This is a genomic window from Mesorhizobium sp. BR1-1-2 (assembly GCF_020165435.1).
Taxonomy (GTDB): Bacteria; Pseudomonadota; Alphaproteobacteria; order Rhizobiales; family Rhizobiaceae; genus Mesorhizobium.
Genome location: NZ_JAIUID010000007.1, coordinates 79,812 through 92,809, shown reverse-complemented (window position 1 = coordinate 92,809; position 12,998 = coordinate 79,812). Strand labels below are relative to the sequence as shown.

Here is a 12,998-nt window from a genome sequence, read left to right as displayed (position 1 = left end):
TTCGGCGGGCTCTCAAGGAACGGTCCCATGGCAGAGAATTCCGTCCGGAATTTCAATGTTCAATTCCGGCCCTCAACATCTTGCCGCACATGACGTGCTTCGCCTGGCTCTTGAGCTAGATGGAGATGTCCTTGGCTCGACCTGCATGTCGGGATGATGAATCGCGGCACGGAGAAACTGACGAAAACTGCCTTTACTTCGAAGTGCCTTTGACACCGGTAACGCCTCGACCTCAATGCGCGTTGTGCCGAGCTCGGCGCAACGCGCGATCTCTTATTCGACAAATGACTCTACCGACCGATCAACGCTTGGCGTTCTCACTCTCGGAGTCGGTCCGCGCGAGGAATTGTTCGGTTGTCGCTGGAATATGGCTTTTCAGCCAGTCCGCCATCGCGACTTCCTCACGCAGGTTCTCGTCGCAGACCTGGGCGACCTCTGCTTCACCTAGCGATTTAGCAGCGGCGATAAGGATTGTGTAGGAGGCGATTTCCATGTGCTCGAACGTGTAGCTTGCAAGCGATCCTTTCATCACTTCGTCACCGGCGAAGACCCCACTGAGCGACTGCGCCATTGCCGTCAGCTTGCCGCCGGCATCCTTCAATGTGGAAGATCCTTGTCCGATGCGGTCGAGACAAGTTTCCAGCCGAGCAGCCTGCTGCCTGGTCTCCTGGACGTGCTGGCGAATCCGGTCGCTGAGCTCAGGATAGTTCTCAATTCGGTTCAGCTGCCCATTCAACATGGTCTCGGCCTGCTCCTCCATAGCGTGAGCATCCCTAAGCCATTGCACAAGCCATTCGCGCGATTCTGACATTTTTCATTCTCCTTCACGGGTCGGCCAGAACTTTCAAAGGGAGATATTGTTCCTCATCGGTTGAGCTGCGGACTCGGCCTGTATCGCCAGCCTTTTGCTGGTCGCGCTGGATTCAGGCTCCTGGACCTCGGGCGATGGGCCATTGCCGCGGCGCTGAAACGGTTCTGCGGAATGACCGAAGCTGCTGCCGTCACCGCGTTCGGCGATGGGTATCTCTACGAGTTTCGTGTCGGCTCGTATTCTGCTGCCACGCTGCCATGTCTCAGGCTAAGCTCTGTTTGCCCGAGCTGTCTGGCATTTACCGTTGTCTTGCGAAAACAGCCCGTTGGCTCAGCGAGGCCCCAGGTTCACCAGCGGAGATCTTGTTTGCACGCACGAGTTGCAATGGAACGTCACGGCGTTTGTCAGGTTGGTAATGGAATTCGCTGCCAAGGAAACGAGCCATGACTTCTTCAGACAACTCTTCAGTTGGCATATCACCCCGCCCCCGCCAAAGCAGGCGACACCTTCACCGGCCGCAGAGAACACCTCTGGAGCAGGTCCTGCGGTCGCCGAGCGTTCGAAAGACGCCAAGGCGCCCAGGGGCGGTCGTCAGCCTGGGGCTTATGTCAAGGATTAGACGGCCGTGCGTTTAGTTTCGGCTGGCCGCTACAGTCGAAGCGACGAGGAGGTTCTTATGCAGATGATGGAAATTGTCGTCAGCCGAGACCGGGCTCCGGTCGTGGAATTCCGCAGGGAGGGCGAGTGTGTTACAGCACCCTGCAGGCCGGGCATAGTCTTCCCGACGACGAACTCATCGCAAACGCCAAGGCTATGATGATTCAGGTCGCTCAGTTCGGGATGGACCAGATCAAAAGCGCAGTCACTTCTGATGGGTCGCCAACCGATGAGGTTATACAAGCCGAACTGTCGGGATAGAATAGCTTCGCAGGGTTACAAGGCACCAGTCGATCGGCGGACGTGCAGTCATCAGCCAGAAAAAGGCGAGAACGGATCGCGGGCAATAGTTCGAGCAGCACAATCGTGGTCCGCGTTCAGGCACGCAGATCGACGCACCCTCCAAAACAGCGACACCGGTGATCCCGAGAAGCCGAGCGTGGGACGATCATGCGCTGCGTTGTCCGGGCGGCTGATCGGCTTTTTCTAAAGCTCGGGAACAAAGCTGGCGCACACTGGTTGGGGCCAAATTCAACGCTGTGGGGAGGAGATATGTCGCGTATCTTCAATCTTGGTTTGTCAGTCCTGCTTGGGGCTGCGACGTTCGCGCTCAATGTTGCTTCGGACCCGCTGCCGCCGGATTTGACGTATCGTCCATTGCCAAGCTTGCCTTTTTCCGCGGTCAAGGAGACTGACGAAGCGCAAAAACCGGCAGTGACACAACGGCAACGCGGCCTGCTTGAGAGACGTTACGATCTGGCTGACCGGCCGATGCGGGGCGTCATGATGTCGGGTGGGCGCAAAGCTGTACAAGAAGGCTCGCGAGTGAAACTGCCGGCAGGCGAAACCTGGAGCAACCTGGCAGCGAAAACTCCTCAGGAAATTCGTGATCGTGGTCTGTTGCCGCAAGGTTTCCTGCCGTTGCCGCACGTCAAGCAGGCCACTGGAGGTCAGGTCTTTCCTGAAAGTCAGATTAGAGAGATCGGCGCTGATGAAGGACGGGATTTGCGTCGCTTCGATGTCGATTTCGACCTGCCGGATTATCTTACGCCGGAATTTCCACCTCCAATATTTCTCACCACGCACCCGGAGCTAGGCGATGTGTCGCGAGGTGATCTGCTCACGATACGCAACTTCTACGAATACATGAACGGCATCATCACGCCCGTGCAGATGGAAGGGCTTCGTCTGCTGCTGACGCCATTTCCGCAGGAGGAATTCAATCAGACCGAGGACAGGAAGGTAGCGATGCAAAGCACGGGTGTGGCGTGCCTCGATTGCCATTCCAATTTCCACACCAACGCGGCGTTTCACCTCACCCCGGACGTGCGGCCGCAAGCCGAGCGCTTCCGGCTCGACACAACCAGTCTGCGTGGCTTGTTCAACCAGCAGATCCACGGATCCAAACGCTCGCTGCGTTCCGTGGAGGACTTTACGGAGTTCGAACAGCGCACCGCCTATTTCAACGGCGATCACGTGAGCGCCACCCGCAAAGGGGTGAATCTGCCGGATCGGCCCAACCAGGTTGCGATGATGGCGCAAATGCAGAACATCGTCGATTTTCCGCCGGCACCGAAGCTCGACGCGTTCGGACGGCTTGACCCGGCTGCCGCCAATGCGCTGGAGATCAAGGGCGAGCAGGTGTTCATGGGAAAGGGCCGCTGCGGCGAATGTCATGTTCCAGGTCTGTCCTTCATGGACAACAACATGCACGATCTGAAGCTTGAGCGATTCTACAAAGTTGGCCAGACGTTCAACGATCAGGTTGCCATACCAGATGGACCGATCAAGACCTTCACGTTGCGCGGGATCAAGGATTCTCCGCCCTATCTTCATGACGGCCGCCTAATGACGCTGGGCGATACCGTAGAGTTCTTCAACCTGGTGCTCGGAACGAAGCTCGACCAAGCGGAAAAGGATGCATTGGTGGCCTATCTGCTCACGCTCTAGAACACCGGGGAAACCGCGGCCGAAGGGTTAATTCGGTACTGAATGGAGGACATCATGCGTGCCGCCGTAATGACAGTAGCCCTGGCATTGTCGCCCTGCTGTGCGCTGGCGCAAATCGGCAATCCAGCCGGCCTTGCTCCCGATACGAGCATGCAGAAGCCTGGAGTTCCAGCACCGCAACAGACGAATTATCAGGATCGGCTTTTCGCCCAGCTGATTACGGTAGGCGGCAGGTCCGAGATAGAGCTAGGTCGGCTCGCGGCTGGAAAGACAAGTCACGATGACGTCCGGGAATTTGCAAATCGGATGGTCGATGATCATGACAAGGCCAATGAGCAGCTGAAATCCGTGGCAGATAAAAGCAAAATTCCACTTCCCGAAGGGCTCGACCCAGATCACAAAAAAATCCGTTCCGATCTCGAAAAACTCGACGGCACCGCGTTCGAGCTGGCTTACCTGGGGGCGCAGATCGTTGATCACCAAAAGACGGCGCAACTCCTGGCGTGGGAGATAGGCTCGGGCGAGGATGCAGCGCTTCAGCGCTTCGCCTCCGAAAAGCTGCCGACAGTGCTGGAACATCTTGACCTGGCCCGCACATTGTATGCGAAGTTGGCGGGGCAGGCCGTGTTTGCGCCGGATGCGCAAAAGACCAAATGAAGCGGCCGGCCATGTGAACCCCTGAAAGTTCAGGCTGTCTTCCAGGTTCCAAGCGTGAAATCAGCTATGAACCTGCCTCGAGCAGTCCCGCTGCCCAGCCCACCTGCAAGGTGGGCCGTTATCAATCGCTGGACGCGAGTTGGCAACGACGCCAATCCCGGATCGCATGTCTTGGGATCCGCCGCTGCAACCGAAAATAGCCCAGCAGCTTGCGAGCTGCCTGGGAACACTTCCGCCATTTCGAAGTTAGGCCCGCATAGGAGACCGAGATGGCCATCCCACAACCATAATCACCTGCGCAAGAAGCCGGCTCATGCAGGCAAAAGCCGCCAAGAGGACGATAGACCAGGTTAGAGCACGACCCAGGTACAAAATGGCGCACTGCGGGCGATAAGAATTAAGGCGAGGCGCTGAGATGCCGCGGACTAATGATGACGGTCGTAACGAGAAGAACACATTGGCTGCAGCACTTGTTGTCGACAAGGACGTGCTGAGCGCGCCGCCAAGACGGGCCGATTGAAGGAAGCGCGCCTCGCACAAGCCATCACGCGCGGCCCCATCGAACGCAGGCCGCGTGTCACCAAAAAGGGTCGCAGGATTTTTGTTGCTGGCTAGGAGGTGTCCGTGACTCGCAATCACGACAAGGAAAGATACGACCGCGCCAAGCGTATCAGCCAAGAGATGCTGGACGCTGAACGAGCGGAGCGCGCTGAGAAGACGGCGCGGCTGAGACAAGCAAGGCTTGCACAGCACCTGGTGGAGTCGTCGCCGGCGCAACCGCAAATTCATCGCGAATCCATCCAGGCTCTCAAAAAGAGAAGCCGTAAGGTGATTGAAGTATTTTAGGCCCTCCACATCTGTGCAGAACCACGGCGCGGCGTTTAATTTCGACCAAGAGCGTCTATCAATACCAATGGCGATCAACCGCGGGGACTTTGCATCTCCGCACCTCGCCATTAAAGCTGGGAGCGAAGCCTTCTCGCAAAGTCGTCGGTGACCTTTTCGCTTAGCGGACGAGCTTGCCATTCTTCCACACTGACCTGCCTTGATCGTTTCAGGTCCTCGTTGAAAACGTCTATTTGCGTCCGCGCGAATTCCATGCCGTAGACATTCAGAGTGCCTCATCGTTGAGGCGCAAGGAACGCTCATCCAAATTGGCCGAGCCAAAGCTCACCCAGGGTCGTCGGAGGCGGGCCGGCAGGACTGACCGCCGCTCAATATCTTGCCCGTTTTCGCCATCGCGTGCTGGTGATCGATGCCGGCGATCCTCGTGCCGCCTTGATCCCAACGAGCCATAACTGTCCTGGCTTTCCCGAAGGAATAAGTGGAGCCGATATTCTGGATCGCCTTCGACGTCACGCCACCTTGTATGGAGCCACTCTGGTTGGAGGGCAGGTCTATTCCCCCGCCCCCGCCTAAGGGGGGGTCGTCACTGAGACCTCGATTGGCGCAATCCGGACACGCAAGGTGTTTTTGGCGACAGGGATCACCGACACGACACCCGTCATTCCGCGTCTACGCGAGGCAATTGCCGCAGGTGTCATTCGACTCTGCCCAGTATGCGATGGGAGGCGATCGACCAGAAGATTGCAGTCGTCGGGCACGACGTGAGAGCCTTGAAAGAGGCCATTTTTCTCAGTCGGTTTTACACCGCTCATAACATGCTTGGGAGCGACGCATCCGACCTTCCGATCAGCACTCATCGTGCGGCGAGGGCAAGAGGCATAGTCATCGGTGACCTCTCGACACGCTCTGTCCGGCAGCAGACGGCTGCGAGGCGATTTTGAAAGATGGGACGTCATACCGCTTCGATGCCATTTATCTGGCACTGGGATGCAAGGTTCGTTCTCAACTCGCCGAGGCCGTTGGCGCAAGATGCTATGAAGACGGCTATGTCACAGTCGACGAGCATCAGCAGACTTCCATCCATGGCATGTACGCCACCGGTGACGCTGTCAACGCGTTGAACCAGATAGCCATCGGTTTTGGACAGGCTGCCATTGCCGCGTCGCATGCCCATAGGGAGCTGGCGCCGAGCAGACTGGATTTGCAGATCAGCCTTCTCAATGAACATGAAAACACGCGGCTGATCGGGATGTCGGCCGCTTGACGGCGCATCGGAACGTCTCGACCCCGGCCGACAAGAAGTTGCCGCGTCCTGCAATCGCAGCAGATGATCCCGCCAACAGTTCCAGCCGCGGAACATTCACTGGGGCACGAGGTTTGGCTGCAGGCCTACAATCCTCCCTCCTTGTCTGGGCCTTGAGGCTGCCGAAGCAGCTTCGGCCCGTCTCGGCTTTGTCCGGGGCGGGCTTTCGATCTAGGAAGAGCTTTCCGGATGTAGTTGAGGCAGATCACGCCGTAGACCGATAAAAGGCCGTTGCTGGTTCGAGCGGACGCCATTTTGTTTGCCTCCCGAGAACACGTGGAACATTCTTTCTCGTCCAGCGTTAGCGCGCGCCGGACGACCTGTTCTGCGATCTCTTGCTGGCCGGCATCAAAGGTTGCAACCACCCGCCTCGGCCCCTCTCGAGACGGGCGGCGAGCGGAGTTGAGATGCGATGCATAGAGCCGCCTTCACGCCATCAGAACTTGCCCTACTCAGTCGCGTCTTCGCACGCAGCAAAATCAAAAAAACGAAACCGCAACCGAGAGGGAACGCCGCGCATCAAGTATTCTGGCCTACTACCAAGCGGGGATCACGGATGAGGATGAGCTAGAACAGCTTTCTCGCCAACCGCTGGGAAGGTGACGATTAGTCTTCCTTCTTCAGAGCTTCCGCCTCATCTTTGAGCTTCGGCCAATCGGCGCCGTGCTTGCGAAGCAGCGTTCGGGCTTGCTTGGGGTCAATGTCCGTGAGCTGGACCAGATGTTCGAGCTCAAGTTCCTGGCCTTTCGCTACCCGGCTTGCTTCGTTCGCTTTTCGTTAGCACTTCGACACCCACTGCTGAGACAACATGAACGAGCGCCGAAAGTGCGCGTTCCAGAACTTCAATCAAAAAATACGCGACACCGATTAAAATCACTCGGGTTGGGCCAAGTATGGGACGGGCCATGGCCTTCTGCTGTGCCTTGCCGATTTCTTCCTGTGGGGAACCGAAGCTTGCCTGAGGTCGCAAATGGCGGCGGCATCTTCGCGCGACTGTCCGATCACGCGGCGTTCGGGTTTCCTCTCCGTTCATGCCATTCGATGTGCCGTCGCTCGGCAGCTTTCTGACGCAGCAAGTCCGGTGCGCACTTCACCTCATCAACTTGATCTGAAGCGAGATGCTCAGCCTCAGAATCCTGTCGCCGTTTTCGTTCCGCACTTCAACAAACACCTGCTGCCCGTCCACCTCAGTGAGTGCATCTCTCGTAAGGTCGATAAGGCCCTCGAAGCCCACGCGGCGCACCTCCTCCAAGCCGGCACAATCGATGCCGATTTGGTCCTTGATGACCACATCGTGTTCGCCACTATCAAAGAAAAACCGTGCCATCCGAGAGTTTCCGTCACCATTAAGCTGCGGGGTTCCTTTGGTGCAGGTAGGTCGTGTCGAAATCACCTGCACGAGTGAGGCCAGGCCAATCAAGAGCATGAACTCTTGACCCCGTAGTGGCGATGAGGCCTCTACGTCGAAGTTCCTGAAGCATTCGGTTGACGTGGACTGTGGACAAGCCCAATGCATCGCCAAGGGCCGCCTGGGTAATGGGAAGATCCGCGACGTGATCCTGGATGCGTCCAACCGAGCGCAAGCGAAAAATCAGTTCGCACAATATGTGAGCCATGCGCGTGTATGCCTCGCGTCTTCCCACATTAGTGACCCATTCCCTGTAAATCGCTGCATCGATCAGGGTCGACCGCCAAAAAGCCGTCGCGATTCGAGGATGCCGTTCGCAAATGGCGCGAAGAGCGTCATGCCGTATGAAGCCCAGTCTGGCCGGCGTGAGGGTCGAAAAGTTACAATCCATGACCGACAGATGCACGCCGTGCAGATCCGGAATGTCACCAGCCACAAAGAAGGATGTGATCTGCCGTTTCCCGTCGCCGGTATGTTTGGTGGAACCGAGCAGGCCATCCAAAACGACAAACGAACTAACAGGACGGTCCCCCTCACGCACCAGGTCATAGTTGGCCAAAAAATCCTTCTCCTGGATCGGGATGCTCTTCAAAACGTCGATGTCGGTCTGTCGAACATCCGAGATGCTCTGAAGCTTGCGGATAAGTACATCCGAGGATGAGGTGGGAGACAAATTGGCTACCTAGCTTATGTTATTTATCGAACTTGCATTCGCGCTGAAAGTTCCGTGACATTACAGAGCGGCGGCGGAGAACGGGCCGGTTCTGCGGGGCCTGCGTATGCAGCTCCCGACGTGAGTTGGACCGCCGCACAATCGAGCCCGCAGTTATGCCGCCCATAGGGAAGCCTGCGGAGCAATGCATTGACCTATGACATGGGCTGTGTTCGAAATTGTCGCTGAGATACCGTTGGCGCCAATTCGGCAAGGCTTTGACGTCCGCAACGGAACATGCCCCACTGGCGCTACGAGGTTGTTCAGTCAGCCGAGACAAGCTGCAAGGCAACTTAGAGCGGCAATACAGCTCCTGGCGCTCCGCTAAGCTCCGCCATCTGAAACAGTGGCTGGCTCACGCACGAACTTCATCCGCAGCGGCACGGCGAATGCCGTGAACTGCTCAGCCAGTCTGTCAAGGGCTTGGCGCATGCCAACTCCCGCAGCTGGCGCTCCGTGTCCGCTGATCACCATCTGCGGCTTCAGCGCAGCCAGTTGTTTCACGGATTTTTCCGCCGCATCCCAATCCGGTGTGAAGTAGCGCGGTGGACCATGCATCTCCAAGTCCTGAACGGCGACTTCATAGACCGACTCCTGACCCGTGGTGATGAAGGCGTCCCCAGCGATCAGCGAACGGTCTTCTTCGCGCCAGAGAGAGACATGCCCCGGCGCATGCCCGGGCGTGTGCAGCCAGCGCCATCCGGGCATGCCGGGGACCGATCCGTCGACCGGCAAGAGTTGCAGGCGATCTCCGAGATCGATTGGGCCACGAGGAAAGATTGGCGAAAGCAGCGCCATCAGGCCTCCCCCCACCCAAGGATCAGGTGGTGGATAGGCTTCGGTCCCGTCCAAATAGGGACGCTCGAGCGGGTGCGCGAAAACGGGCGCATCCCATGTGCCGGCCAGATCCACAACCGTTCCCACATGGTCGAAATGGCCATGGGTCAAGATGATCGCGGCTGGCCGCGCGCCGGCTCCAAAGCGCTTTTCCGCGACCGCCAGGATGCTGCTTCGGGACGTCGGCAAACCCGCATCGATGAGGACCCAGTTTCGATCTCCGCTGCCGGGAGCGCCGAAGAACACGACATTCACGATTGTCAGCCGCAAATAGGCCAAATCCGGCGCGATGCTCCAGACGCCGTCGCCACGATCCTCGCGCCTGGCATGGTCGATGTCGGAAAGTCGAATCTGAACGGTCATACTGTTCCCTGCCTCCGTTGTAACCGCCGGACAATCGATGACGGCTCGGTCCCGAACTTGCCTCGGCGCACCTTGTTCCCTGGCTGCTATCTGCTCACAGGCTCGGTGGGCTCGATCGGAACAAAGGCTCGACCATCCGGGTTTGGCTCCCAGTAATACCCTGGACGATGATGCAGCATGGCAAATGAGAAGGGGTTACCGCATGAGCGAAGCAGCACAAAGATAGCGATGGCTTGACTTCGATTGCGGGCACGTCGCCGTTCGCCAATCTTTTCCTGGCTGGCTTTGAGTGCTCGTCGCACCGGCGCAAGGACGGCGTTCGCCTCGATCTTATCCGCGCGACGTCGCATTATTTGCGAAGCTTGTCCCCATAGGCGCCTAGTTGCTCATCCGCCGCCTATTGGGGCGAGGCGGCGGACCTGTCCTTGGGAATCGACCGCTCATAGGGGTAATGTGCCACTTGGAGGCCAGTTCCAAGATTTCGCTTTGGAAGACAAACGCCATCAGGCGTAATTGTAGCAATGCCATTGTGCAGTATCATATGGGCCGGGTAATTAGGCCCACCCTCGTGCCAGATATGGTCGGCACGGTCAATCAACTCGATGCTTCGGCTGCTTGATCGTGCCGACTATTGCCCGACGATCCCTGTGCAATACACTTGAAAAGCAAGATCTGCTACTGCGACATGAAAGAGATCGAGCAGCTGCGGCGGGAGCGCCCCGAACGGGCAGGAACGGCCTACATGGAAAGCGTGCGGACGCGGTAGCTTGCCTGAGCCCGGGCCGTACGAGTGATGCCCCCATCTCCCGTCGAACCACACCGCGTCCTGTCCCGAACATAGCGGTCGCAAGTGTCAAGAGCATGTTACATGGGGTTACATGTCACTGTTACTTGGAGAGGGCCGAGGTCGGTTGCTGGTTGCGTGTAGAGCGAGGTGGCCACACGCCGAACCTAGGTGATCTCATAATAGAAATCGCAGATCAGATCGGCAACCTTCACAGCTTCGAAGTCAGTCATGTGCGCCGCGTTCTCTACAGCAACGGTTCCAAATCATCCTGATCGATGGCCAGAAGGTCCAGCAATTTTGCAAATTTGATTTTGAGTTCGCGGTCGCCGTTGAATTCGTCGATCGTCACATTCAGAATGTTTCCATTCGCCTCGATCAGCCTCGCCTGAATGCTATGTTCGGAAGCCGCTAGCGCTCGGATCGCGGCGAAGAAGTGTTCACGAGCATTGGTATATTTGTCGTCCACTTTGGCACCTCTGTGAGTAAAAAGCGCGCCCTGGACGCGGGGGCGCGAGCCGCGACTTAGGCTTTCCCGAAGGCCGGAGTCAACAAGTTCAGGGCTGCTGGTAGAATGCGCGAATGTCACCAAGACACGAAGCGTAGTCTAGACGATCTGCGCAGAAAACCGCCGCCGAGAGGTAACGCGCTTTTTCTGAATCAGCGGAACCTGCTAATTGATGGCTGGTTTCCATGGCGGCAGCGCCTCCGCGCGCTGCTGGTCGAGCAACCTCGGCCGGGCTCGCATCGTCCCCAAGCGTGCGGGCCCAATTCTGACGGAACATCATGTAATGCTAATAGTTATGGCTTTGGCCGGGACCGCCCTCCCGGCACGTCCTCGTTGGGGGACACGCCCGCGTTCCCCTACACTTTGTGTTCGGTGGGGTTATTTTGGCGGCAAAGATTCGGGGTTGGGCATCGACGTCCGGCTGAAATGGATAATCATCAACGCCCGAGAAACCATGTCTTATATCGTGACGCTTGTGCGGCCGTTCCGCCGCAATGCGACCGCACGTGGCCAGCCATAGGGATTATAGGCCTTCAAGGGAGACCTCGCATGAACTTTCATAAAGCCTTTGCCGCCGTGCTGATGACCGCAGCACTCGCGGGCTGCGCGCAGACCGAAGGCCAGCAAAGGGCCGGAACCGGCGCGCTGATCGGGGGCGCTGGCGGCGCCCTCGTCGGTCAGGCCATCGGCGGCAACACCGAAAGCACGCTCATCGGCGCTGCCGGCGGCGCCCTGCTCGGCGCCGTCGTCGGCTCGGCCACTACGCCGCAACGGCGCGGCGAACAGATGTGCCGCTACCAAGACCGCCGCGGCCGCATCTACACGGCACCGTGCGACGACAGGTACTACAACGGCGATTATTGAGCAGAGGGTAGTCTGCTCATCCACCGTCCTAAGGGGGAAACGGGAACGAAAACCACTGTGGGGCAATAGCCTTGGTCGTACATTTTTTCTGATCGCGCCGCCGGAGGTGGCGCTACTTGTCATCTTTGCCATAGCATAGGGATACCAGCAAGGACGGCGGGGTCCTGGAGGTCGTTTTGACTGAGAGCCTTGCCGGCACCCTGAAGAATCGTGGCAAACGGGCAGCAAGCTAGTGCAGTTCTTTTGCTCAAACTGTCTGTGCGTAAGATATCCCAAGGCTCGGAGGTCCGACCCGGCTTGCGCGATCGAGTATTTCGGCATGTGGATCGACCGTGCCAAGACTGTATTGCCGGCTCTTGGTGCGGCCACTAGGCGACTCATGTGCGCCACAACTCGCAAAATGCTGGGTCCGAGCGTCTCTCCCTCGTGAGGCGCGTGTCAGATTGGTTGTTGCGGCGGTAGGATTGCCGCCGCAGAGAGTTTTAACGCTCACTTTCTATAAGTTCGTCTGCACCGCCAATCTTCGGCCCTGTCATCCAAGGCGGCGCCACGGGAACGTCTTCGATCACACCCACCCTGCGTGCCCACATCGCAAACGTCTTGTGCGCGGCCTCGACAGACTTGCGACCATCGTACGCCGAGTAGCATGTATCACACGCCGCGCAGTGGAGAATGCCGCGCCTTTGGACCGGCCATTCTTCGAGAAATTCTATGGCTTTCTATGACGCAACCGATCTTTTTGAGGACGACACTGTCATCTCGTACGAAAATCGGCTGTTTGAACGTAGCGCTTTCCATCGTGACCTCCCTTCAAGTCCTGAAGCGACGCTTGTGCCTCTTCGGGTGACGCAGGATGATTCTCGGCAAAAGTGTGCCGGTCTGCGTGACGTCTTCTCGACACAGAGAGGATATTGGAAATGCCATTTTTCAGTTCAAGAGAGAAGTGGCCGGCCGAGCGCAGTAGCCTCTTGGCAATCATATCGACGTGGCACCTCATCCCGCTGCCAGCGCGTCCGTTCAGTCTGCGAGGGCTTCGGGCCACCAACCTGCATGTCGGCGATCTTGCCGCTATGGGAATTCGCGTCAAGATGTACTGTAAGAGCATCGGCCCCGCGACGTTGAACTGTGTTTCCTGTTACTCATGTCCAGGGCGGCCACTCCACACGAGCGCGGGACATGAGTCGCCAAACCGGAACGGCATTGGCATCGATTGTGGTCTCGCGAAAAAGGAGAGGGCCCGGCTGGCCGGCAGCCGGGCTCTGCGCCGCGTGCCAATGCATGCGCCCGCCCCGCTGCCG

12 protein-coding genes and 1 pseudogene are annotated in these 12,998 nt (G+C 58.0%); 7 read left to right on the top strand and 6 right to left on the bottom strand.

Going from position 1 to position 12,998, the window contains the following annotated elements:
- Positions 1 to 27: 27 nt before the first annotated feature.
- Positions 28 to 180: pseudogene (locus tag LB551_RS18035) on the top strand (NADH-quinone oxidoreductase subunit D); the annotation flags it as partial.
- Positions 181 to 301: 121 nt separating this feature from the next.
- On the opposite strand, the gene LB551_RS18030 reads toward LB551_RS18035, so the two are convergent.
- Positions 302 to 811: a ferritin-like domain-containing protein gene (locus tag LB551_RS18030; protein WP_140551965.1), complete on the bottom strand. Its 510-nt coding sequence runs from the start codon at positions 809 to 811 to the stop codon at positions 302 to 304.
- A 1,209-nt stretch (positions 812 to 2,020) separates the two neighbouring features.
- Between LB551_RS18030 and LB551_RS18025 the strand changes: the two genes are divergently transcribed.
- From LB551_RS18025 to LB551_RS18005, 5 genes are all read left to right on the top strand, one after another.
- Positions 2,021 to 3,418: a cytochrome B6 gene (locus LB551_RS18025; protein ID WP_140551967.1), complete on the top strand. Its 1,398-nt coding sequence runs from the start codon at positions 2,021 to 2,023 to the stop codon at positions 3,416 to 3,418.
- 54 nt (positions 3,419 to 3,472) lie between these two features.
- Positions 3,473 to 4,075, top strand: a complete 603-nt coding sequence (locus LB551_RS18020) for a DUF4142 domain-containing protein (protein ID WP_140551968.1) — start codon at positions 3,473 to 3,475, stop codon at positions 4,073 to 4,075.
- A gap of 624 nt (positions 4,076 to 4,699) precedes the next feature.
- Positions 4,700 to 4,921, top strand: a complete 222-nt coding sequence (locus LB551_RS18015) for a hypothetical protein (RefSeq protein WP_140551969.1) — start codon at positions 4,700 to 4,702, stop codon at positions 4,919 to 4,921.
- A 357-nt stretch (positions 4,922 to 5,278) separates the two neighbouring features.
- On the top strand, positions 5,279 to 5,494 hold the full coding sequence (locus LB551_RS30110) for an NAD(P)/FAD-dependent oxidoreductase (protein ID WP_140551996.1): 216 nt from the start codon (positions 5,279 to 5,281) through the stop codon (positions 5,492 to 5,494).
- A gap of 364 nt (positions 5,495 to 5,858) precedes the next feature.
- The gene (locus LB551_RS18005; protein WP_181172541.1) at positions 5,859 to 6,185 is read left to right on the top strand and encodes an FAD-dependent oxidoreductase; all 327 of its coding nucleotides are present in this window, start codon (positions 5,859 to 5,861) and stop codon (positions 6,183 to 6,185) included.
- A 1,129-nt stretch (positions 6,186 to 7,314) separates the two neighbouring features.
- Here LB551_RS18005 and LB551_RS18000 read toward each other — a convergent pair.
- From LB551_RS18000 to LB551_RS17985, 4 genes are all read right to left on the bottom strand, one after another.
- Positions 7,315 to 7,551: a DUF6894 family protein gene (locus LB551_RS18000; protein ID WP_140551971.1), complete on the bottom strand. Its 237-nt coding sequence runs from the start codon at positions 7,549 to 7,551 to the stop codon at positions 7,315 to 7,317.
- Positions 7,552 to 7,570: 19 nt separating this feature from the next.
- Complete coding sequence (locus LB551_RS17995; RefSeq protein ID WP_140551972.1) at positions 7,571 to 8,305, bottom strand: Crp/Fnr family transcriptional regulator; 735 nt, start codon at positions 8,303 to 8,305, stop codon at positions 7,571 to 7,573.
- Between the two features lie 363 nt (positions 8,306 to 8,668).
- Positions 8,669 to 9,544, bottom strand: a complete 876-nt coding sequence (locus tag LB551_RS17990) for an MBL fold metallo-hydrolase (protein ID WP_140551973.1) — start codon at positions 9,542 to 9,544, stop codon at positions 8,669 to 8,671.
- A gap of 1,031 nt (positions 9,545 to 10,575) precedes the next feature.
- On the bottom strand, positions 10,576 to 10,797 hold the full coding sequence (locus LB551_RS17985) for a hypothetical protein (protein WP_224660035.1): 222 nt from the start codon (positions 10,795 to 10,797) through the stop codon (positions 10,576 to 10,578).
- Between the two features lie 588 nt (positions 10,798 to 11,385).
- Between LB551_RS17985 and LB551_RS17980 the strand changes: the two genes are divergently transcribed.
- Positions 11,386 to 11,700 (top strand): glycine zipper 2TM domain-containing protein, encoded by a 315-nt coding sequence (locus LB551_RS17980; protein ID WP_140552570.1) that lies wholly within the window; start codon positions 11,386 to 11,388, stop codon positions 11,698 to 11,700.
- A 482-nt stretch (positions 11,701 to 12,182) separates the two neighbouring features.
- Here LB551_RS17980 and LB551_RS17975 read toward each other — a convergent pair whose 3' ends face one another.
- Complete coding sequence (locus LB551_RS17975; protein WP_246676216.1) at positions 12,183 to 12,374, bottom strand: DUF982 domain-containing protein; 192 nt, start codon at positions 12,372 to 12,374, stop codon at positions 12,183 to 12,185.
- Between the last annotated feature and the right edge of the window lie 624 nt (positions 12,375 to 12,998).